Here is a 21395-nt window from a genome sequence, read left to right as displayed (position 1 = left end):
GCACGCTGTTCCCCCGCCATGGAAGACACCTTCAAAGCCATCACCATCTGGCTGGCCAGCGGCACGGAGGCCGCCGCCGCCCTCATCATCGGCCTCGCCGCGATCGAGGGCACGCTGCGGGCGCTGTGGCTGTTCGTGCCCGGCACGGACGTCCGGGGCGAGCCGGCGGACCGGCGCAAGGAGGACGTGCGGCTCAAGCTCGGACGCTGGCTGGCCGTCGCGTTGGAGTTCGAACTGGCGGCCGACATCCTGCGCACGGCCGTCGCCCCGACCTGGACCGAGATCGGCCAGCTCGCCGCCATCGCGGTGCTGCGCACGGCGCTGAACTACTTCCTCCAGCAGGAGATCGACAGGGCCGACAGCCGGCGGGGCGAACCCAGCGGGCATCGTGCCGGCGTGGCACCGGCGAGCGCCCGACCCGTCGATGCAGGTTCGCCGCCGGCCTGACGTTGCGTGCCGTGCAGAAACGCGTCCTGATAGGGCAGCGGAACCCGTTGCGGGAGGAGACCTGGGCATGTGCGGGCGGTTCACCCAGCGGTATACCTGGTCCGAGGTTCACGCCTTCCTCAGCGTCATCGGCGCGGCGAAGAACCTGCGGCCGCGCTACAACATCGCGCCCACGACGACGATCGACGTCGTCCGGTCGACCGAGGCCGGCCGCGAACTCGTCCCGATGCGCTGGGGCCTCGTGCCGGTATGGTGGAAGAAGCCGCTGAAGGACGTGCCGGCGACCTTCAACGCCCGCGCCGAGACCGTGGCGCAAAAGCCCATGTTCCGCGACGCCTTCAGGAAGCGCCGCTGCATCATCCCGGCGTCGGGCTTCTTCGAGTGGACGGGCGACCGGGGCGAGAAGGTGCCCCACCTGTTCACGGCCGGCGACGGCTCCCCCATCCTGGCCTTCGCCGGCCTGTGGGACCGCTGGACGGACCCGGCGAGCGGCGAGGAGGTCCTGTCCGCCACCGTCATCGTGTCGGGGGCGAGCGACTGGATGGCGCCCTACCACGACCGCATGCCGGTGCTGCTCGCCCCCGACAGCTTCGACGGCTGGCTCGACGGATCGCTCGGACCCGAGGTCCTGGAGCCCGCGGCGGCGAGCGCGCTGCGCGAATGGATCGTGTCGAGCCGGGTCAACCGCACCGGTCAAGGCGACGACGACCCGACGATCGTCGAGCCGGTGGCGGAGGCGGGCTGACCGGGCACGCCCGGCTTCGGGCGACGGCTCGTCGGTGATCCACGAGGTCGCCGGCGTCAGAACAGCGCCACGAGCAGCACCCCGGCCCCCATCAAGGCGCCGCCGACGATGCGCCAAGCGTTCAGCGGGTGCAGCTTGAACCCCACCAGGCCGTAATTGTCGATCAGCAGCGACGCCAGCGTCCCCGCCACGACGATGATGCCGAGGAACGGCCCGGCCCCGATGGCTTCCGCGACGAAGAGCTGGCTCATCAACAGCAGGGCCGACAGGAGGCCGCCGCCCCAAGCCCACCAGGGCACGGCGGCGAAGGCCGCGGATGTCGGCCAGGCGAGCCGTCCGGAGATCAGCCCGGCCGCCGCCAGCGTCAGGGCACTCACCCCGACGATCATCAGGGCTGCCAGGAAGGGCTGGTTCAGCGTCTTCGACAGGGTGGAATTGGCGCCGGCCTGGAACGCATTGGCGATGCCGGCCACGAGGGCGAAAGCGTAGAGGTAGATCATCGGCTCGGTCCCGGGCGCACCGCGACAGGGGTGCGAGGACCTTACGCATGACGCTGCGGCATGGCCCCGAGGAAAGGCGAATATCGCCGCCCTGCGCCGAAACCGCGCAGGCCGGCGGCGCGGCGCTTCGGCAGCCTGCCGTGCCGGGCGCGGTGCGCCGGCGAGCCGCTTGCCTTCCGCAGCGGCCGGTGCTGGTTTGCACGGTCGGTCCAACAGGACTCGTGCATGGGCCCGAGCGGATGAACCGCCAAAGGGAAGGTTCGCCATGGACAGGGACATGCAACGGCGCCTGACGGCCGAGTTCTTCGGCACGTTCTGGCTCGTCTTCGGGGGCTGCGGCTCTGCCGTCGTCGCGGCGGCCTTCCCGGTGCTCGGCATCGGGTTCATGGGCGTGGCCCTCGCCTTCGGCCTCACGGTGCTGACCATGGCCTACGCGGTGGGCCACATCTCCGGCGGGCACTTCAACCCGGCCGTGACACTCGGATTGTGGACGGCCGGACGCTGCGCGAACAAGCACGTCGTACCCTACATCGTCGTCCAGGTGCTCGGCGCCATCCTGGCCTCGGCCGTGCTGTACGTCATCGCCTCGGGCAAGCCGGACTGGGTGCCGAACGGGTTCGCGTCGAACGGCTACGGGGACCTCAGCCCGAGCCATTATTCGCTGGCGTCGTGCTTCCTCGCCGAGATGCTGCTGACCTTCTTCTTCCTGATGATCATCATCGGCACGACCTCGAAGGGTGCCGCGACGGGTTTCGCCGGGATCCCGATCGGCCTCGCGCTGACGCTCATCCACCTGATCTCGATCCCCATCACCAACACCTCGGTCAACCCGGCCCGGAGCATCGCCCCGGCCCTGTTCGCAGGCGGTGGATACGTCGGGCAATTATGGCTGTTCATCGTCGCGCCGACGGCCGGTGCCATGATCGCCGGCTACCTGGCACGCGCGCTCTACGAGGATTCCGCCATCGTCGGGACGGTGGTGGTCGAGGAGCGCCGCTGATGCGGGACCGGCTCCGCGCGCCGGTGCTGGCCGGGGCGGGACCGGGCCAGGCCGAAGCCGATACCGCGCCGCGAGCCGGAGCGGCTCCGCGCGCGGCGAGAGCGCCCCAGGACGGGTGGGGCGGCAGCGCCGCGCGGCCCGACACGACCGCGGCGAGGACATGGGGCGTCCCTTTGGCGGACGCGCGGGCGGGGGTCGCCCGCTGGCGTCGCCCTTCCGGTCCTCGACACCGTCCCACTGCCGCCGTTGGCATAGGGCGTGCTCTGCCTCGGCGGCCACCGAGGACCGACGTTGGTCCGCATCAAGGACTGCCTGGACATCCTGGAGGAGGAAGGGGCCCGACGCCTGCTGCAACGGCAGCTCTCCCCCTAGCTCGACGACATCAAGCCCATCCTCCAGAAGCTGCATCGCAGCCCTGATCCCGAGGTGAAAGCCACGGTCGGCCAGCTGCAGCTCCACATCGTGCGGCTCGTGACGGACCTGACGAGAACGCGGTGAGGCGCCCGGGCGTCGCCGACGGACCGGGCCCGGCCGGGATCGGCACCGCCACGACGAGCGAGCCGTCGTGATCGGGTCCGCCCCGGCCGCGTCGGCATCCGCCTGCCTCGCGAGCCCGCGCCGGCCGCAGGCACTCCCGATTCGCCGCCTCGTCACCGCCCGCGCTTATTGACGCGAGGCGTAAATCTTTATTGCCATGAAATTTAATACGCGCCGTGTGCCAGCCTGAGACATGCATTAACCAATTTTTTACCGTGCCGCCTTACCTAACTGAGACAAGAATTGAGGGCCGGCCATGACGACGATTACTATGGTTTCTCACGGCAACGAGGAACCCACCCACATAGATCTCGCTCAGTACGCCACCGTCGAAAGTTTCATGCACAAGGTGTTTCGGCGCGACAGCCGCCCTGGCGAAACCGTGTCGGCGACGGCGAGCATTCCCCCAGTCGACACCATCCTCGACAACACGGGAATGCTGTTGGACAGCGCATCCCGCGCTATAGAATTTCTCTCCTCACGCTGCGGCAACCTCGCCACCGAACTGGCTCAAACAAAGGCGACATGCGCCGAGCAGATCGAGTCGGTCGAACACTGGAGGGGGCTCGCGCTGCAGCTTCAGGAGAAGACGACGAGCCTCGAAAACGAGAACATGGCCGTCACGGCCCGCTATCACACCGCGGAAGCGCGGCTGATCAAGCTGGAACAGGCGCACAAGGACGTCGCGCTCCGCGCCGATCACGCCGAACTCGTCACGGACAAGCTTCAGAAGCAGGTCGAGGCGGCCTTCGGCTACGGCTCGCACATCAGGACGGCCATGGACGCCGCCATCCGGCAGGCGGACGGACTGAAAGAAAGCTGAGCCTTCACGGGGCGACACGAGTTCCGCACCCATATCGTCAGGACGATCTCATGCTGCCGCAGAAAAACGCTGTCGTGGAATCCCAGGCGAGCCCAGCCGACACGGCGGAAGCCCGCATCCCCGAACTGCATGCCGGACGGGACGGCATGCGTTCGATGATCCTGGCGCTGCGCCCGGCGCAGGGCGGCAGCGATGGCGGCCGGCCGTTCGGACAGGTCGACAAGGTTCCGGCGGTGCCGGACCAGCCGGTCGCAGGCCAGCCGGCCGACCCCAAGGACAACGCTCTGAGCGCCTTCGACATCCTCGAGGACGTGAAGAACTTCATCCCGAACGTCATGCGCGAGAACGATCGCCTGCGGCACAGCATCGTGGCGATCCAATCGCAGGCCGAGAAGGACATCCTGACGGCCGAGACCATGGCCCACGACTGGAAGAGCCTGGCGGAATCGTTCAAGTCCCAGATCACCACGCTGGAGGCGATGGTCCTGGACCTGCGGTCGAAGCTGCAGACGACGGAGTTCGCCGCAGCGGCCGACCGGGAGATCGCCTCCAAGTCGATGCAGGACGCTGCCGAGGCGGAGTGCCTGTCCAAGCTGTTCGAGGACAAGGTCATCTCCTCCTTCGGCATCGGAACCATGTTCCAGGACGCCCTGGCCAGGATCGGACGACGGGAAGACGCTTGAAGCGCTTTCGCCTGCGGCGACGTCGCTCCAGCGTCGGACCGACAACCGTTTCATCCGCAACCCTGCCAGGCAGTCGTTGACGCGGCGCTTCGATCGGAGCCCGCAAACGGGCTCGCGTGTGGGGATCCGGCGAGCGTCGGCGACTGCCTGACAGACGCCAGGACGCCTTCACCTCCGGCGACAGGACGGCGAAAGCTGCGGCCCGCGCACGCCACACGACCGACCCATCCATGATCCCGCGGCAGCTGCCGCGGTCCGCGTGTCCCGTCCGCCCTGCCCCGCCACGGCGGGCCACGGGCCCGCATGGCAGGCCGCAGACCCGGGTCGTCGCGGCCGGAGCCAATGCCGCCGCCGAACCCACGACGGCCAAGATGAGATGTCCGGAGCCGTCATCCGCGCAAGATCTCAAAAAGCTCTTTCGCGGCGGGAAAACGCCTTTTCACTCAGCGGCGCGGCTGGCACGGCTGCGAACATTAAAACTGCAGCATCGTCGGAACTGGACCCCGACCGAGGGGCTTCCCGCTGCATGACGTCATGCGGGTGTCGACACGGATGGTTGAGGGTGCGGCGCTTGGGGTCGGCTTCGTCGGGAGGGCGACCGGCCGCGGACGGGCGGCCCGGTGGCCGCAGCCGCCTGCCGCCGACCTGACCGTGGCCCTGGCTCCGACATCCAGGATGGCGGCGGTCGCCGCCCGCCACCGGCGCGTCCCGCCGCACGCGGTTCCCGGCCGACGAGGCCTGGCCCTGCGACGCCTGTGCGGGCCGGCGCATCGCCGCCTCGGGCCCGGATCGGCGTCGATGCGGAGCCCCGGCGATGCGTCCGGCCGCTCGGCCCCGATCCGCGTCGCGCCCGCCCCCACGCATCACCGCTAGTCAGAAGGCTGCCGCTTGCCCCCATCTCTCGCAAAGGCATGCCGGCGCGTCGCCCGGCTGTCGGCCATCCTCGGGCTCTGGCCCCTGTCGGGCTGCGCGGTGCTGAACCACGGCATGCTCGCCGCCGGCGGCCCCATCATGGCGCAGGAGCGTCACCTGTTCCTGGTCGTCTGCTTCGTCATGCTGTTCGTGATCGGCCCGGTGCTGCTGCTCACGCCGCTCTTCGCCTGGTATTACCGGCTGTCGAACACGAAGAGCGTCTACCGTCCCGAATGGGCCTTCAACTGGCCGCTCGAAGGCTTCATCTGGATCCCCCCAATCGTCATCGTGATGGTGCTCGGCCTGTTCCTGTGGAACGACACCCACACGCTGGACCCCTACAAGCCCCTGGTGTCGGACAAGCCGGCGACGCGGATCCAGGCGGTCGCGCTGGATTGGAAGTGGCTGTTCATCTATCCGGACGCCGGCGTGGCGACCGTGAACCAGATGGTCTTTCCCGCCGACCGGCCCGTGCATCTCGACATCACCAGCGGCACGGTGATGCAGTCCCTGCTGCTGCCGCGCCTCGCCGGGCAGATCTACGCCATGGCTGGAATGACCACCGAACTCAACCTCGCCGCCGACCATCCTGGCGACTTCAGCGGCGAGAACGTCCAATACAGCGGCGACGGCTTCCCGCACGAGCACTTCCCCGTCCGGGCGCTGGCGCCGGGCGACTACGCGGCCTGGCTCGCCGCCGCCCGGGCCGACCCGGGGCGGCTCGACCTCGCCGGCTACAAGCGGCTGGCGGCGGCGCGGGAGGTGTCCGGGCCACGGCTGTTCGGCACGGTCGCGCCCGACCTGTTCCACGGCATCCTCGACCAGACAATGCCGGGCGTGCGCTCGGCCGACATGACCATGAAGGGCATGAAATGACCGGCAGCGAGATCTGGACCACGCTTCTCGGCCGTTTCGAGTGGAGCGACCTGCCCTTCGTGCGGGCCTGGGAGAAGGGCACGCTGAGCGAGGCCATCGGGGCCGGCGCCGGCGGCGTCGTGGTGGTGGGTGCCGTGCTGCTCGTGGCGCTGCTGACCTACAAGCGCTGGTGGAAGCCGCTGTGGTCCGATTGGCTGACGAGCCTCGATCACAAGAAGATCGGCATCATGTACATCGTGCTCGCCTTCGTCATGCTGTCGCGCGCCCTCATCGAGGCCGTGCTGATGCGCACCCAGCAGGCCGTCGCCATCGGCGCGCCGGGTCTCGTCGGGCCCAACCACTTCGCCCAGCTGTTCAGCACCCACGGCAGCATCATGGTCTTCTTCATGGCCATGCCGTTCCTGACCGGCCTCATCAACTACGTGGTGCCGCTGCAGATCGGCGCGCGCGACGTCGCCTTCCCGCTGCTGAACTCGATCAGCCTCATGCTCACCGCCGGGGGCGCCGGCCTCATGATGGTGTCGCTGGCGATCGGCGAGTTCTCCACCGGCGGCTGGTCCGGCTATCCGCCCTATACCGAGGCCGCCTACCAGCCCGGCGTCGGACCGGACTATTGGATCTGGGCCATCACGCTGTCCTCCATCGGCAGCACGCTGGTGGGCATGAACATCGCCGTCACCATCTTCAAGAAGCGCTGCCCCGGCCTCAAGCTGATGCGCATGCCGCTCTTCTGCTGGACGTCGCTGTGCACGTCCATCCTGATGATCTTCGCCATGCCGCCCCTCACGGTGGCCACCCTCATGCTCGCCCTGGACCGCTACCTCGGGTATCATTTCTTCACGAATGATCTCGGCGGCAACATGATGATCTATATCGACCTGTTCTGGCTGTTCGGCCATCCGGAGGTCTACATCCTCATCCTGCCGGCGTTCGGGGTCTATTCGGAGGTGATCTCGGCCTTCTCGTCCAAGGAGCTCTACGGCTACGTGTCGCTCGTCATCGCCACCATGGCGATCGCCGTGCTCTCCTTCACGGTGTGGCTACACCACTTCTTCACCATGGGGCAGAGCGCCGACATCAACGCCGTGTTCGGCATCGCCACCATGACCATCGGCATCCCGACGGGCGTAAAGGTCTACGACTGGATCTGGACCATGTTCCGCGGCGAGGTGCGCCTGACCCCGCCGATGCTGTTCTCCCTCGCCTTCATCGTCACCTTCGTGCTCGGCGGCTTCACCGGCATCCTCCTGGCCATGCCGCCGGTCGACTTCGTCGTGCACAACACCGTGTTCCTGGTGGCGCATTTCCACAACATGCTGATCCCCGGGCTGCTCTACGGCATGATCGCCGGCTACCAGTACTGGTTTCCGAAGGCCTTCGGCTTCAGGTTGAACGAGCGGTGGGGCACGGTCTCGTTCGTGTGCTGGGTGTCGGGCTTCTACCTCGCCTTCATGCCGCTCTACGTGCTCGGCCTCGCCGGTCTGGCGCGCCGCACGCAGGAGATCCTGGAGCCGGACTTCCGCCCCTGGCTGCTCGTCGCCCTGCTGGGCGCCTTCCTCCTGCTCGCCGGCCTCGCGACGCTCTTCGTGCAGCTCTACGTCAGCGTGCGCCAGCGCGACCAGCACAGGGTGCCGGTGGGCGACCCGTGGGGCGCCCGCAGCCTCGAATGGTCGGTGGCGGCGCCGCCGCCCGAGTATAATTTCGCCACCATCCCGCATGTCGGCCGCCGCGATCCGTGGCACTGGCGCAAGGCCAACGGCGGCGCCTACAAGCCCGCCGACCATTACCGCGACATCGCCATGCCGCGGAACAGCATGGTGGGCCCCGTCGTCGGGCTGTCGGGCGCGGTCTGCGCCTTCGGCCTCGTCTGGCACATCTGGTGGATGGCGGCGTTCGGCCTGGCGGTCCTGTGGGCCGCCGTGATCGCCCGGTCGTTCGTCCGTCGCACCAAGCGGGTGATCGGCGCCCGCGAGGTCGAGGCGACGGACCGGGCCTGGCTGGCGACGGCCGCCGCCCAGCAGGTCCATCCGCGCGAACTCGAAACGACGTCGGCCAATGCCGGCCTGGCGGAGCTCCACGCGTGACCGACCCGCAACTGCGCCACGTCGGCCTCAAGGTCGGCGGCTTCGAGGCCATCGACGTCGAGGAGGCCGAAACCGGGATCTTCGGCTTCTGGGTCTTCCTCATGAGCGACGCGATCCTCTTCGCGCTGCTCTTCGCCGTCTACGGCACGCAGCTGGCCGCGACGGCCGGCGCGCCCGGGCCGGCCGCCGAATTCAAGATCGACAGCGCCTTCTGGGAAACCATGGTGCTGCTGCTGAGCAGCTTCACCTACGGCATGTCGTCCTTCGCCATGAAGTACGGCGGGCAGCTGCGCTGGGTCGTCGGCATGCTCCTGGTGACACTGGTGCTCGGGCTCACCTTCCTCGGCATGGAGGCGAACGACTTCGCCGTCATGATCCACGACGGGGCCACGCCGGACAGGAGCGGCTTCCTGTCGGCCTTCTTCGCCCTCGTGCCGACCCATGGGCTGCACGTCGTCGCCGGCTGCAGCTGGATCGTCGTCATGCTGGTCCAGGTCGCCGCGTTCGGCCTCGACGATCGGGTGAAGATCAACCTGCTGCGCCTCGGCCTCTTCTGGCATTTCCTCGACGTGATCTGGATCGCCATCTTCTCGGTCGTCTACCTGCAGGGAGTGATGCGGTGAGCGGTCCCGGTCCATCACTCCCCCGCCGCCTCGCCCGATACGGCGCGGCGGCGCTCTGGGTCGCGACGGCCTTCTCGGTCCGGCCGGCCGCCGCGCCTCCCGCGCGCCGGACCGCGAGGCCGTCGAAGGCCGAGATCGCGGCCGACCGGCGGCGCGATCTCCTCACCTACGGCATCGGCTACGGCCTCGCGCTCGCGCTGACGCTGCTCGCCTTCGCCCTGGTGTATTGGCGCTGGGCCGAGCCCCCGGTGGCCCTGGCGCTCGTCTTCGGCCTGGGCCTCGTCCAGGTCCTGGTGCAGTTCCGCTGCTTCCTCCACATCGACTTCAAGGGCCAGGCGCGGGACGACCTCCTGCTCATCCTCTTCTCGACCCTGATCGTGCTGCTGATGGTGGGCGGGACCCTGGTGGTGCTGTTCAACCTCCGCGCCCGCATGATGTAGCGGGCGCCCGGCCCCGGCCGGTCCACGCCGGACGTTCGACGGAAACCGGCGCGGAGCGGAACATCGGGACGCTTCGCGCGATCTACAGGAGACCGGGCCGTCGCCGACTTACTTCCCCGATGCGAAGTTGTTCACGGGCGCACGACGGCGTTCTGCTTCGATGACAACAGAGATCGGCCGCGCGGTGCGGGCTGGCGAAGTCCGGGCCGCGAGGCTCCGTCGCACGATGGAAAAGGATGACAGCATGACCAGAATCGCCGTGATCACGGGCGCGGGCGCGGGCGTCGGGCGGGCGGCCGCCGAGCAGTTCGCCCGGGCGGGTTACGATGTCGCGCTGCTGTCCCGCGATCCCGACCGCCTCGAGCGCGCCGCCCAGGAGGCCCGACGCCACGGCGTGCGGGCCCTGCCGATCCCGACCGACGTCGCCGACTTCGACGCCGTCGCGGCCGCCGGGGACAGGATCGAGGCCGAACTCGGCCCCATCGACGTCTGGGTCAACGTCGCCTTCGCCACCGTCTTCGCCCCGGTCAAGCACATCACCGCCGCCGAAGCCCTGCGGGCCACCCAGGTCACCTACCTCGGCCAGGTCCATGGCATGATGGTGGCGCTCAAGCGCATGACGCCGCGCAACCGCGGCACCATCGTCAACGTCGGCTCGGCGCTGTCCTACCGGTCGGTGCCGCTGCAGTCGGTCTATTGCGGGGCCAAGTCGGCCATCCGCGGCTTCACGGATTCGCTGCGGTCGGAACTCATCCACGACAAGCTCGACATCCACCTGTGCATGGTCGACCTGCCGGCGGTGAACACGCCGCAGTTCGACTGGGCCCTCAACAAGCTCGGGTTCCGGGCCCAGCCCGTGCCGCCGATCTTCCAGCCCGAGGTCCCGGCCCGCGCCATCCTGTTCGCGGCGGAAAGCCGCCGGCGCGAGATCTGGGTCGGCTGGCCCACCGTGAAGGCCATCTGGGCCAACCGCATCGCGCCGGCCTTCGCCGACCGCTACCTCGCCAAGCACGGCTACAGCTCCCAGATGACGGACCAGAAGCTGAAGCCCGACCACAAGAGCAACCTTTGGGACGCTGTGCCGGGCGACTACGGCGCCCACGGCCGCTTCGACGCCAAGTCGCGCGACCGCTCCGTCGAGATGTTCACCGACCGGCATCGCGACGCGATCTACGCCGGCCTGGCACTCCTCGGCGGCGCCGTGCTGCTGCACCGGCTCGCCAAACGCTTCGACATCTGACCGAGCCCCGAGGACACTGCGATGAGCTCCCGCATCGAGGACTACGGCCTGATCGGCGACGGGCAGACGGCGGCGCTCGTCAGCCGCGCCGGCTCGGTCGACTGGCTGTGCTGGCCGCGCTTCGACAGCGACGCATGCCTGGCGGCCCTGCTCGGCGACGACCGGCACGGCTGCTGGTCCTTCGACCCGAAGAGCCGCGTCACCGGGCGCTCGCGCCGCTACGAGGAAGACACGCTGGTCCTGCAGACCGACGCCGAGACCGAGACGGGGGCCTACCGCATCACCGACTTCATGCCCCTGCGGCGCGGCGACCTGTCGTCGTTGGTGCGCATCGTCGAGGGCCTGTCGGGAACGGTCGACCTCGCCATGGTGCTGCGCCTGCGCTTCGCCTACGGCACCATGCCGCCCTGGTGCGAAAGCGCGGAAGGCGGGATGACGGCGCGCATCGGGCCCGACCGGGTCAGCCTCGTGTCGCCCGTCGCGGTCGCGATCGCGGACGACACCGTGACGGCCGAGGTGTCGATCCGCGAAGGACAGCGCCTCGCCTTCGTCCTGTCCTACGCCTCGCTGATGGATGTGGTGCCGGACGGCCGGGACGACGCCCGGGGCGCGCTCGACGCCGAGCGCGCGCTCGACGAGACGCGTCGGCATTGGCGCGGCTGGATCGCCCGCTTCGACGAGAGCCGCACGCGCTGGCCGGCGACCGTCAAGCGCTCGCTCATCACGCTGAAGGCCATGGTGCACGACCTCACCGGCGGCCTCGTGGCGGCCCCCACCACCAGCCTGCCGGAAGTGGCCGGCGGCAAGATGAACTGGGACTATCGCTACTGCTGGCTGCGGGACGCCGCCTTCACGCTCGGGGCCTTCCTGAACGCCGGCTTCGTCGAGGAGGCGACGGCCTGGCGGGACTGGTTGCTGCGGGCGGTGGGCGGCGCCCCGGACCGGATGCAGATCATGTACCGGCTCGACGGCGGCCGGCGCCTCGACGAGTACCACATCGACGAACTGCCGGGTTACCGCGACGCCCGCCCGGTGCTGATCGGCAATTCCGCGGCGAGCCAGCACCAGATCGACGTCTACGGCGAGGTGCTGGACTGCCTCGACCTCGCGCGCCGCGCCGGGATCGCCATCACGCCCCACCATGTCGCCGTGGAACGCCGCATCGTCGACCACCTCGTGGCCGTCTGGAACACGCCGGGCTCGGGCGTGTGGGAATCACGCTCCGAAACCCGGCAATACACCTATTCCAAGGCCATGGCCTGGGCCGGCTTCGACCGGGCGGCCCGCGACGGCCAGGCGACCGAAGCCTCGCCGGACCGTCTGGAGTGGCTGCGGACCCTGAGGGACCAGGTGCACGCGGCGGCCTGCCGCGAAGGCTGGAACGAGGGGCTGGGCACCTTCACGCAGACCTACGGCGACGAGGCCCTCGACGCGAGCCTGCTCCTGCTGCCGATCGTGGGGTTCCTCCCGGCGGACGATCCCCGCATGGCGGCGACGATCGCGGCGATCGAGCGGGACCTGTCCGAAGGCGGGCTGATCCGGCGCAAGAAGGCCAAGGTGGACGGCCCCAACGAGGGTGCCTTCCTGGCCTGTTCGTGCTGGATGGCCGATTGCCTGGCGCTTCAGGGGCGTCACGCGGAGGCCGTGGCGCAGTTCGAGCGCCTGCTCGCCGTGGGCAACGACCTCGGGCTCTTCGCCGAGGAATACAACGTGCCGGCCCGGCACCTGACCGGCAACTTCCCGCAGGCGCTGACGCATCTCGCCATCGTCAACACGGCCCTGTCGCTCTGCGGCCCCGTGCTGACCCGCGGCGCCTGACGACAGGCGCGGGCGGCAACGCGTCGGGGGCGCCGGGACATCGACCGACGCGGCCCTGGCACCGTCATGGCGGCCCGGGCCACCGGCCCCCACCGCCGTCAATGAGCTAAGTTTAATGTTCGCACGCCGATTTAACGAAACTCGGTGCCACCCTCCGGCTTATAGCAACGCAGGCCGACGCACGTCGATCGACTGCCCCGGAGAGACGTCATGAGCGATTCTAGACACAGCAGCTCGGCATTCTATGGCATTTTGATGCTCGGCTGTTCTTTGGCCGGCACGTCCGCATGGGCCGCCACTGCGGCCAGCGATGGCGCCAAGACGCAACCCCAGTCCGCCATGACGGACAAGCGCCTCATGGTGTCGACCGACGGCTTCAGGGCCGAGCGCGACCTCGCGGCCGCCCGCATCGCGATCTTCCAGGGCAACACGGAGGCGGCGAAGACCCTGGTCAAGGAAGCCCAGGGCGACCTCAAGACCGTGGCCCAGCAGGCGCCGAAGGACTTCCCCAACGGAGCCCCCACGGCCGACGGCAAGGGCACCGGCAATACGGACCTGATCCCCATCGACGGCCAGATGGTGGTCGCCGACGACATGGTTCTGTCGGCCGACAAGGCCGCGAAGGTCAAGGAGGCCAACGAGCATCTCAAGAACGGCGACACCGACAAGGCCGTCGACACGCTGAAGCAGGGGGCGATCGACGTGAGCTTCACCCGCGTGCTCATGCCCATCAAGGCGACGGACGTCCACGTCGACGCCGCCGTGAACCTCCTCGACCAGAGCAAGTATTACGAGGCCAACCTCGCCTTGAAGGCAGCCCAGGATCTTCTCCAGACCGACACGGTGGTGTTCGGCGACACGCCGGCCCAGGCGGCCAAGATGACCGGCATGCCGGCATCCGGAACGCCCCCGACCGCCGGTGCGAATGCCGCATCGGCGGCCCCCGCCAAGAAGTGACACCCGGAAATCCGGGCCGGCGGCCGAAGCAGCAGGCTTCGGCCGTCACCACTTGATCTGCAGGCGACCCACGACGGCGTCGCTGTCCACCCGTCCGGCCTTCAGGGTGGCGGCTGCCGGATCCGCCGTGGCGTGGATGTAGTCGGCCATGAGGCGGATGTTGCGGTCCGGGTACCAGTTGAGGCCCGCCGTGACGTCGGCCTGGCGGCCGCCCAGCGTGGCGCCGTCCTGCAGGTCGATGGCGCTGTAGCGGGCCGCGACTTCGAAGACGCCGAAGCCGCCGCGCGAGATGCGCTGCGCGTCGTCGATCTCGACCCCGCCCAGGACGGCGAAGTCCGCACCGTATTTCGGGGCGACGCGATACGGCCGTCCCGTGCCGTTCACCACCCAGGCGGCCTCGACGTATCCGGACTGGAAGACCCGGTCGCCGCGCTGCGCCGCCGTCGCGCTCGGCGCCACGCCCCCGACCGCCGCGACGGCATATTCGCCGGTGATGCGGTAGGAGGCGAACTGGTAGATGGCCTCGACATCGACGCGGCCGACGTCGCGGGCGCCGCGCAGCGTGCCGGTGCTGACCAGCGGGCGCGCAGCCTCGTTGTCCTCCGGCCGGCTGCTGATGGTGAAGGCGGTGAGGTTGGGGTCGAGCGCCCGGTACGATCCCCCGACCCCGACGTGCAGCAGCTGGTCGCGGTCGAGCAGCGGCGCATAGGTGAAGCGCGCCGCCCCGGCGATGCCGTTATCGCCGATGCCGCCGTTGGCGTTGTTGCCGAACACGCCGGCCGCGGCGGTCCACCGGTCCCCGTAGGACGCGACCACGCCACCGAAGTTGCGGCCCGGATAGAAGGCGTTGGTCAGCGCCCGCTCGACGAAGGTCGTCGTGTCGTTGCTGCGCAGCTGGTCCTGGCCGACGGGTTCCTTGAAGTTGCCGACCGAGGCGATGACCTGCGGCAGGCCGCGGTAGGCCAGCACCGCGTCCTGGATGGGCTGCGCGGCGTTGGCGAAGTCGTATTGGAACGCCACCTCCACGGCGTCGTGGAGCGTCAGGTAGGTCTCGAAATAGGAGCGCCGGAGCGCGACATCGTCCGTCAGCGCGGGCCCGAGCGAGCGCGGCGACAGGCTGGCCGACCCGGCATCGATCTGGACGCGGCCGCCGATGCGGAACTTGATCGCGTCGTCGTCGCGCTTGACCGTGATGCCCTTCGTGTCGAGCGACAGCGTCCCCCCGTCGAGCGGCACCGAAGCGGCGGCGAAGAAGGGAAGGGCGCCGTCGCCCGGGCCGCTCGGCTGCGACTGCGCGAGGGACGGCGCAGCCAGGCCGCATGGCGCACAGAGTACTGTGGCCACGAGGAGCATCGTCGACGCGAGACTACGGCCTGGCATGGAACCTCGATCGGCAGCCCTGCGGCGCAGGGCGAGGTCTGCCGCATACGACACTTCGCCGGCCGAAGGGTGACGGGACCGCCACACCTTCGAGCCGCGGCGCGGCGCGGGATGGGACAAGGTGCGGCGAGGGGCGCCGGCGGCCGGGACCGGGTGCCGCCCTATCCGGCGCCGCCATGCGGGGCGCGGCACCGGCCCGTCCGCATCGGCCTCACGGGGCCGTGGCGGGCGCCGTATAGCGCGTCTCGACGGCCGAGCGCACGAGGGCGCGGGTTTCGCCGAGCGGCAGCCCGTCGTTGGCGGCGACGGTCGCCACCTCGTCGGCGAGGCCGTCGTCCTTGATCGACGTGCGCATCCAGCGCTCGAAGTCGCCGTTGCGGAGGTGGAACAGGTAGGTATCGGGATCGACGCCGTCCCCCACCTGCAGGAACATGCTGAGGTTCTGGGCCCGGATCTTCAGGGCCGCCTCCGGCCCGCGGAAGAAGAAGCTGCGGTCCTCCCCCAGGGTCCCCTCGGCATATTTGCGGGTGTGGCGTTTGACGTCGCCCTTGGGCTTGCCGACCGCGATCAGGGCGGGCGCTTCCGCGCCGCGGCAGTCCCACCACACGGCCTCGCCCACCTCCGGGCCCCGCTCGGGCAGCGGCGGGCAGGGCCGGTCGAGGGTGCGGCTCAGCACCGCGATGAGGTCGAGGCTGTCGCGGCCGATCAGCAGCACGGTGCCGATGCTGGCCAGCGCCCCGGTGGCCAGCGTGTCCGGGTGGACGGTGATGAAGATCGTCGGCACCTGGGCGTCGAGGTTGATGCCGTCCCCGGCATCGCGTCCGCGCGGCAGCATGTGGTGGGCTTCGTCGACCAGGATCCAGTGCGGCCTGCCGTATTTGGCCCGGATGTCGAGCACCGCCGGGAACAGGCTCGCCAGCATGTCGGGTCGGTCCTCGACGCTCGACCCGAGCAGGTTCAGCGTGACGTTGGTGCCGAGCTTGCGCACGGCATCGAGCGCCGCTTCCGGCGAGACAGGGGTGTCGGCATCCCCGAACGTCACGGCGTCGAAGGCCCCGTAGTCGCCCTCGGGGTCGAACAGGCAGAGCTGGAAATCCGCGGCGGCCAGGCGCTCCAGGATGGCGGTCGCCAGCGTCGTCTTTCCGCCGCCCGACGTGCCGGTGATGAGCACGCTGCCGCGGTCGGGCCGCAGCCTGACCGCGGCGCGGTCCTCGAGACGGGTGCCGACCACGACCGAGTGGCGCAGGACCGCGGCCTCGACGAGCCGCGGCTCGTCGTCGAGCCAGGTCGCGATCGCTTCCGCGACCCCCGCGCCGCGCGGCGCCTGCGTGACGATGTCGGCGGCTTCCTTGACGGCCGGCAGGGCGTTGCCGACCGCCACCGCGCAGCCGCAGGTGCGCATGAAGGCGAGGTCGTTCTCGGCGTCCCCCGTCGCCACGACGTTGTGGGCCGACAGGCCGAGGTCCTCCAAGGCGGCCCCGAGGCCCGAAGCCTTGTTGATGCCGTTCGGCAGTACCATCACGGCACCCTTGTTGAAGATGATCTGCAGGTCGAGGCCGAGGTCGCGGATGGCCTTCAGGACGGCCGTCTCGTTGGGCTCCCAGGTCGCCACGATGACGCGGCCGACCGACAGCGGCGCCATGCCCTGCGCCCGGAGGGCGGCCACGAAGGCGTCGGGCGGGGGCGGCCCGAGCGGGCGTTCCTCCCTGGTGGCGGGCGTGTACAGCAGCGCACCGTTCTCCGCCACCACGCGATCGAACAGGTCGAGGCGGGGGCAGACGCGCAGCAGGTCCGGCAATTCGCGCCCCGTGACCATGACGAGCTTGCGGCCGGCGTGCTTCAGCCGCTCCAACGCCGCGATCGTCGCGTCGTCCACGACGCCGTCATGCGCCACGGTGCCGTCGTAGTCGGTGGCCAGCGCTTTGAAGTAATGCATGCCTTGCTCCCGCAGTGGAAGGCTCGGACTGTGCTTTCAGTAGGCGCGCCTCGTGAAGCTGGCGTGACGCGGCGCGCAACGCTGTCCCGCATCCGCGATGCGGGCCGGTCAGGCCGGGCTCTTCGCCCCCGCGGCGAACAGCAGGTCGAGGAAGTCGTCGAACGTCGCCAGGACGTCGACGGGCGCGGCACCGGCGAACAGGGTGTTGTACAGGGTCGTCACCACCACGGGCGCCACCATGATGAGGGGGTGGCGGGACAGAGGGCCGGCCCGCAACTCGCCCCGGCGTTCCGCCCGGCCCGCGTAGAGGACCACGATGCGCAGCACGGGGTCGATGATCACCTGCCGGTAGACGTCGGCCACTTCCGGCAGCCGGGCGCCTTCGGAGGCGACGAGCAGGATCACGCGCGACAGCCCGCTGTCCCGGAACAGGCCCAGCAGGGGCGGCACCACGCGCCGCAGGAAGTCCCGCGTCGGCTCGTTCGGCCTCGGACGGGGCAGCGCCCGCTGCGCCCGCGTGCGCAGCGCCACCTCCCTGACCACGGCGTCGAACAGCGCGGCCTTGTCGGAAAAGTGAAGGTAGATCGTGCCCTTGCCGAGCCCGGCCCGCAGCGCGACGTCGCTCATCCGCGTCGCCCCGTAGCCGGTGTCGAGGAAGAGGGCGAGCCCCGCCTCGACGAGGGCCCGGCGGGTCGCCGCCGTCTTGGCGGGACTGGGGCCCCGGCGGCGTCGGCCGGGCCCGGCGGGCGGAGGTGCGTCGGTCATGGGGCCCGCTCTTCGCACAGCCGACCCGAACTGTCATGGCGGGTTGACGGCGCCCTTCCGCACGATATATGACTTGCAGGTCAGTTTTACGGAGGCCAGCCATGCCCGACGCCGCCCCTCCCGCCTCTGCCGCCCCTCCCGCATCTCCCGCACCCGGTTGCGACGTGCTCGTCGTGGGGGCCGGCCCCACCGGCCTCCTGGCCGCCGACCTCCTGGCGCGGAACGGCGTCGCGGTGCGCATCGTCGACGACCGGGCCGAAGCCTCGCGCGAATCGCGGGCCTTCGCCGTCATGGCCCGGTCCATGGAGCTGTTCGGCCAGCTCGGCCTCGCCGAGCGCTTCCTCGACGGCGGCGTCGTCAACCCCGGCATCGACTTCCACGTCCGCGGGACCCGCGTCGGCGGGCTCGACTACGACCGCGCCGGTTCGCCCGACACGCCCTACCCGTTCATCACCCTGCACCCGCAGTCGAAGACCGAGGCCGTGCTGATCGACGACCTGTCGCGCCTCGGCGTGTCGGTCGAGCGCGGGACGCGCGTCACGGGCCTGACGCAGGACGCCGATGGCGTCGCCACGCGCGCCACCGGCGCGGACGGGCGCGAGGCGACGATCCGCAGCGCCTACGTGATCGGGGCGGACGGCGCCCACAGCGCGGTGCGCAAGGCCCTCGGCCTGGCCTTCGAGGGGGCCAAATACCCGCAAACCTTCATGCTGGCCGACTGCCGCGTGGAGTGGCCGCTGGACCACGCGCGCTTCCGCGTCTTCATGCATGGCGACACCATCGCGCTGTTCCTGCCGCTCGACGGCGCGGGGCGCTCGCGCGTCATGGCGACGGATCATTCCAACACGGCCGACCGCGGCGGGGCCGAGGCAACCCGGCTCGACCTCGCCGAGCTCGAGCCCGTGTACCGGGAGGCGACCGGGCTCGAGCTGCGCCTCAGCGACCCGGTCTGGGCCACCCGCTACCGGGTCTCGCACCGCGGCGTCGAGCGCTACCGCGACGGCCGGGTCTTCGTGGCGGGCGACGCGGCCCACATCCACTCGCCGGCGGGCGGCCAAGGGATGAACACGGGGCTGCAGGACGCCGCCAACCTCGCCTGGAAGCTGGCCACGGTCCTGGCGGGCGCCCCCGACGACCTGCTCGACACCTACGACGGCGAACGGCGGCCGGTGGGCCAGCAGGTGGTGGACACGTCCGACCGGATGTTCTCGGCCGTGGCCGGCCAGACCGGATGGGAGGCGTCGCTGCGCGACTGGATCGCCCGGCCCGTGACGGCCGCGGTGTCGCGGCTGGACGCCGTGCAGCACCGGGCCTTCCGCAAGCTGTCGCAGCTCGAGATCGCCTACGGGCCGAGCCGCTTCCTCGCCGATGCCGCGCCGGGGCTCGGCGACGCCGGGCCCGAGGTGGGCCGGCGGGCGCCCAACGCCGCCATCTCGCATCGCCGGGACGTGTTCGACCTTCTGGCGGGCTATCGATTCACCGTGCTGGCCCTGTCGCGCCGGCCGCTGGAACGCGACGAGGCGCATCGCCTCGCCGATGCCCTCGCCGGGCTCGCCGCGCCGAGCGTCGCCGCGCATCTCGTCACGCGGCTCGCGGTCGGGCGCGACCCGCGCGTCGAGACGGCGACCAGCGCCGCGGTGTTCGACGCCTACGGCGTGAAGGCGCGGGACGCCCAGGCGACCTACCTCGTCCGGCCGGACGGCTACGTGGCGTGGCGCGCGGAGGGGATCGACGTCGCGGCCTGCGCCCGGGCCCTCGAACGCTTCCGGGCGGAGGGACGGGCCCATGGCTGAGCGCATCGCCTGGTCGACCTTCGACGCCCTGCCGGGCCGCGAGGCGGAGGTCGCCGCCTTCCTGCAGGCCTGCCGCGACGGCATCGCGGGGGAGCCCGGCACGACGGCGTTCTACGCCCTGGAGACCGGCCCCGGCCGCTACGCCACCTTCGCGGTCTTCGCCGACGACGCCGCCTTCGAGGCGCATGTGCGCGGGCCGACCGCCGATGCGGTGCGGGGCCGCGCCGCGGCCCTCTTCACGGCGCAGCCCGCCATCGTCCAGGCGACCGTCGTGGCGACCAAGGCCGCAGCGCCGCGGCCGTGATCGGGCCGCGTGCCCCTATGACCCGGGACGGCGACGCCGCCCGCCGCCTCGTCGCGCTGCCCGCCCCCCGGGGACCCGACACCGCGTCACCCGGAGCCTGAGGCGTCCCGCACCCATCGGAGTCCGATCCATGCCCAGTGTCCCCTACGACCTCCAGCGGCGCGTCGGCCGCTTCCGCGACCAGCGCTGGCTCCTCGACGCCGTCGTCAGGCTGGTCGGCCCGGAGTTCGACCAGTCGCGCCTGCACTACCTCGCCGCCCCCATGAGCCCCGACTTCCAGGGCGCCGTGATGGGCCTGCAGGGGCAGATCAAGCGCTGGGACGACATCGCGCCCACCTTCGCCGGGCTCGCCCGCCGCTTCGAACTGCAGGCCCGTGCCGCCCTGGCCCAGGGCCACGCGGTGACGGCCGGCGACGGCTTCTTCGCCGCCGCCGTCATGTACGGCGGCGCGCAATGGCCCATCTTCGCCGACACGGACCTGCTGCAGGCGCTCGAGCGCAAGAAGGCCGAGTGCTACGCCGCCTATGCCGAGCGGGCCGACCACAGGATCGACGCGGTCGAGGTGCCGTTCCGGGGCCGGACGCTGGCGGCGCATCTCCATCTGCCGCCCGGCTATGCCGGGGGCGAACTGCCCTGCCTGGTGATGATCGAGGGCATGGACGCCTTCAAGGAACTGGCGATCTTCGCTTCGGCCGACCGCTTCCTGCGGCGCGGCTTCGCCTGCCTGGTGATCGACGGGCCGGGCCAGGGCACGGCGCTGGCCCGCGGCATCGCCTTCGACCCCGCCACCTACGGCGAGCTCGGCCCCGCGGCCTTCGACGTCGCCGCCGCCCGCCCGGAGGTCGATGCGGCCCGCATCATGGCCTGGGGCCTGTCCTTCGGCTCCTATTGGGCGACCGTGATGGCGGCCCACGAGCCGCGCTTCGCCGCCTGTGCCGTCATGTACACCTGCTTCCACCCGGGCAACTGGCCGCTGCTCGAGATGGCGTCCCCTTCGTTCCGCCAGCGCATGATGTTCATGACAGGCGCGGCGGACGAGGCCGCGCTCGAAGCGCTGATGCCGGCGATGGACGTGCGGCCGCTCAGCGCCAAGCTCGCCATGCCGTATTTCGTGATGGCGGGCGAGGACGATTCGCTGTCCGACCTCGGCTTCACGATCGCGCACCTGAATGCCGTGACGGGTCCCAAGACCCTGGTCCTCTACGCCGGCGAGGAGCACGGCATGGGCGGCTCGCGCTCCTCGCAGCTCGGCACGCCGTTCTTCCTCCTCATCGCCGACTGGCTCGCCGACCGCGCCGCCGGCCAGCCGCTCGACAGCACCTACAATGTCGTGGACCGCACCGGCCGCCTCCATGCCGAGCCCTGGGGCGGAACCCGGACGCTGCAGTATGGCGCACCGCTCGGCGTCGACCAGCTCTGGTCCGACGACGGGCCCGTCGGCCTGTCCTGACCCGGGCCGCTGCAAGCTGCGCGGCTCGGCCGGCAACATCTCCGGCATGGCTGTCTTCGCCGATCCGCCCACGGTCGATGAG

At 70.5% G+C, this 21395-nt stretch carries 19 protein-coding genes; 15 read left to right on the top strand and 4 right to left on the bottom strand.

The genetic code is table 11. From position 1 onward, the window contains the following. Positions 1 to 18: 18 nt before the first annotated feature. Together D3272_RS17835 and D3272_RS17830 are read left to right on the top strand one after the other, a co-directional pair. On the top strand, positions 19 to 447 hold the full coding sequence (locus tag D3272_RS17835) for a DUF1622 domain-containing protein (RefSeq protein WP_129220563.1): 429 nt from the start codon (positions 19 to 21) through the stop codon (positions 445 to 447). A 67-nt stretch (positions 448 to 514) separates the two neighbouring features. Continuing rightward, positions 515 to 1192, top strand: coding sequence for an SOS response-associated peptidase (locus D3272_RS17830; RefSeq protein ID WP_129220562.1), 678 nt, complete (start codon positions 515 to 517; stop codon positions 1190 to 1192). A gap of 56 nt (positions 1193 to 1248) precedes the next feature. Here the strand turns inward: D3272_RS17830 and D3272_RS17825 are convergent, their stop codons facing one another. Further along, a complete protein-coding gene (locus tag D3272_RS17825) occupies positions 1249 to 1692 on the bottom strand; it encodes a DMT family transporter (protein ID WP_129220561.1) in 444 nt (147 codons plus the stop codon). A gap of 265 nt (positions 1693 to 1957) precedes the next feature. Between D3272_RS17825 and aqpZ the strand changes: the two genes are divergently transcribed. From aqpZ to D3272_RS17775, 10 genes are all read left to right on the top strand, one after another. Next, complete coding sequence (gene aqpZ, locus D3272_RS17820) at positions 1958 to 2692, top strand: aquaporin Z (protein WP_129220560.1); 735 nt, start codon at positions 1958 to 1960, stop codon at positions 2690 to 2692. A 793-nt stretch (positions 2693 to 3485) separates the two neighbouring features. After that, positions 3486 to 4052 (top strand): hypothetical protein, encoded by a 567-nt coding sequence (locus tag D3272_RS17815; protein WP_129220559.1) that lies wholly within the window; start codon positions 3486 to 3488, stop codon positions 4050 to 4052. A 50-nt stretch (positions 4053 to 4102) separates the two neighbouring features. Next, on the top strand, positions 4103 to 4735 hold the full coding sequence (locus tag D3272_RS17810; protein ID WP_129220558.1) for a hypothetical protein: 633 nt from the start codon (positions 4103 to 4105) through the stop codon (positions 4733 to 4735). An 888-nt stretch (positions 4736 to 5623) separates the two neighbouring features. Beyond that, the gene (locus D3272_RS17805; protein WP_207210244.1) at positions 5624 to 6523 is read left to right on the top strand and encodes a COX aromatic rich motif-containing protein; all 900 of its coding nucleotides are present in this window, start codon (positions 5624 to 5626) and stop codon (positions 6521 to 6523) included. Further along, positions 6520 to 8607: a cbb3-type cytochrome c oxidase subunit I gene (locus D3272_RS17800; RefSeq protein WP_129220557.1), complete on the top strand. Its 2088-nt coding sequence runs from the start codon at positions 6520 to 6522 to the stop codon at positions 8605 to 8607. The genes D3272_RS17805 and D3272_RS17800 overlap by 4 nt, the downstream gene beginning before the upstream one ends. Beyond that, a complete protein-coding gene (locus D3272_RS17795) occupies positions 8604 to 9230 on the top strand; it encodes a cytochrome c oxidase subunit 3 (protein WP_129220556.1) in 627 nt (208 codons plus the stop codon). Before D3272_RS17800 ends, D3272_RS17795 begins: the two co-directional genes overlap by 4 nt. Next, entirely contained in the window at positions 9227 to 9670 is a 444-nt protein-coding gene (locus tag D3272_RS17790; RefSeq protein WP_207210243.1) for a cytochrome o ubiquinol oxidase subunit IV, read from the top strand. Before D3272_RS17795 ends, D3272_RS17790 begins: the two co-directional genes overlap by 4 nt. A gap of 244 nt (positions 9671 to 9914) precedes the next feature. Beyond that, positions 9915 to 10910 carry an SDR family oxidoreductase gene (locus tag D3272_RS17785; protein WP_129220555.1) on the top strand — a complete coding sequence of 332 codons (996 nt, stop codon included), beginning with the start codon at positions 9915 to 9917 and terminating at the stop codon, positions 10908 to 10910. 21 nt (positions 10911 to 10931) lie between these two features. Then, positions 10932 to 12728 carry a glycoside hydrolase family 15 protein gene (locus D3272_RS17780; RefSeq protein WP_129220554.1) on the top strand — a complete coding sequence of 599 codons (1797 nt, stop codon included), beginning with the start codon at positions 10932 to 10934 and terminating at the stop codon, positions 12726 to 12728. A 339-nt stretch (positions 12729 to 13067) separates the two neighbouring features. After that, a complete protein-coding gene (locus tag D3272_RS17775) occupies positions 13068 to 13685 on the top strand; it encodes a YfdX family protein (protein ID WP_165361403.1) in 618 nt (205 codons plus the stop codon). A gap of 45 nt (positions 13686 to 13730) precedes the next feature. On the opposite strand, the gene D3272_RS17770 is transcribed toward D3272_RS17775, so the two are convergent. The 3 genes from D3272_RS17770 to D3272_RS17760 all read right to left on the bottom strand — a co-directional run bounded on the left by D3272_RS17770 (position 13731) and on the right by D3272_RS17760 (position 17766). Further along, a complete protein-coding gene (locus tag D3272_RS17770) occupies positions 13731 to 15029 on the bottom strand; it encodes an OprO/OprP family phosphate-selective porin (RefSeq protein ID WP_165361402.1) in 1299 nt (432 codons plus the stop codon). A 247-nt stretch (positions 15030 to 15276) separates the two neighbouring features. Then, complete coding sequence (locus D3272_RS17765) at positions 15277 to 17001, bottom strand: HAD family hydrolase (RefSeq protein ID WP_129220551.1); 1725 nt, start codon at positions 16999 to 17001, stop codon at positions 15277 to 15279. Between the two features lie 108 nt (positions 17002 to 17109). Beyond that, positions 17110 to 17766, bottom strand: coding sequence for a TetR/AcrR family transcriptional regulator (locus tag D3272_RS17760; RefSeq protein WP_129220550.1), 657 nt, complete (start codon positions 17764 to 17766; stop codon positions 17110 to 17112). 101 nt (positions 17767 to 17867) lie between these two features. Between D3272_RS17760 and D3272_RS17755 the strand changes: the two genes are divergently transcribed. From D3272_RS17755 to D3272_RS17745, 3 genes are all read left to right on the top strand, one after another. Next, entirely contained in the window at positions 17868 to 19559 is a 1692-nt protein-coding gene (locus D3272_RS17755) for an FAD-dependent monooxygenase (protein ID WP_165361401.1), read from the top strand. Continuing rightward, positions 19552 to 19863: a putative quinol monooxygenase gene (locus D3272_RS17750; RefSeq protein ID WP_129220548.1), complete on the top strand. Its 312-nt coding sequence runs from the start codon at positions 19552 to 19554 to the stop codon at positions 19861 to 19863. The genes D3272_RS17755 and D3272_RS17750 overlap by 8 nt, the downstream gene beginning before the upstream one ends. Positions 19864 to 19993: 130 nt before the next feature. Beyond that, on the top strand, positions 19994 to 21313 hold the full coding sequence (locus D3272_RS17745) for an alpha/beta hydrolase family protein (protein WP_165361400.1): 1320 nt from the start codon (positions 19994 to 19996) through the stop codon (positions 21311 to 21313). Positions 21314 to 21395 lie beyond the last annotated feature (82 nt).

The sequence above is a fragment of the Lichenibacterium ramalinae genome (genome assembly GCF_004137085.1).
GTDB lineage: Bacteria > Pseudomonadota > Alphaproteobacteria > Rhizobiales > Beijerinckiaceae > Lichenihabitans > Lichenihabitans ramalinae.
The sequence above is the reverse complement of the archived record's forward strand: the minus strand, read 5'-3'. Positions and strand labels throughout refer to the sequence as shown.

Coding starts and splice junctions, on each gene's coding strand:
- D3272_RS17830 (WP_129220562.1), top strand. CDS start 515: ATGTGCGGGCGGTTCACCCAGCGGTATACCTGGTCCGAGGTTCACGCC.
- D3272_RS17835 (WP_129220563.1), top strand. CDS start 19: ATGGAAGACACCTTCAAAGCCATCACCATCTGGCTGGCCAGCGGCACG.
- D3272_RS17780 (WP_129220554.1), top strand. CDS start 10,932: ATGAGCTCCCGCATCGAGGACTACGGCCTGATCGGCGACGGGCAGACG.
- D3272_RS17760 (WP_129220550.1), bottom strand. CDS start 17,766: ATGACCGACGCACCTCCGCCCGCCGGGCCCGGCCGACGCCGCCGGGGC.
- D3272_RS17810 (WP_129220558.1), top strand. CDS start 4,103: ATGCTGCCGCAGAAAAACGCTGTCGTGGAATCCCAGGCGAGCCCAGCC.
- D3272_RS17785 (WP_129220555.1), top strand. CDS start 9,915: ATGACCAGAATCGCCGTGATCACGGGCGCGGGCGCGGGCGTCGGGCGG.
- aqpZ (WP_129220560.1), top strand. CDS start 1,958: ATGGACAGGGACATGCAACGGCGCCTGACGGCCGAGTTCTTCGGCACG.
- D3272_RS17750 (WP_129220548.1), top strand. CDS start 19,552: ATGGCTGAGCGCATCGCCTGGTCGACCTTCGACGCCCTGCCGGGCCGC.
- D3272_RS17800 (WP_129220557.1), top strand. CDS start 6,520: ATGACCGGCAGCGAGATCTGGACCACGCTTCTCGGCCGTTTCGAGTGG.
- D3272_RS17825 (WP_129220561.1), bottom strand. CDS start 1,692: ATGATCTACCTCTACGCTTTCGCCCTCGTGGCCGGCATCGCCAATGCG.
- D3272_RS17775 (WP_165361403.1), top strand. CDS start 13,068: ATGACGGACAAGCGCCTCATGGTGTCGACCGACGGCTTCAGGGCCGAG.
- D3272_RS17745 (WP_165361400.1), top strand. CDS start 19,994: ATGCCCAGTGTCCCCTACGACCTCCAGCGGCGCGTCGGCCGCTTCCGC.
- D3272_RS17815 (WP_129220559.1), top strand. CDS start 3,486: ATGACGACGATTACTATGGTTTCTCACGGCAACGAGGAACCCACCCAC.
- D3272_RS17755 (WP_165361401.1), top strand. CDS start 17,868: ATGCCCGACGCCGCCCCTCCCGCCTCTGCCGCCCCTCCCGCATCTCCC.
- D3272_RS17765 (WP_129220551.1), bottom strand. CDS start 17,001: ATGCATTACTTCAAAGCGCTGGCCACCGACTACGACGGCACCGTGGCG.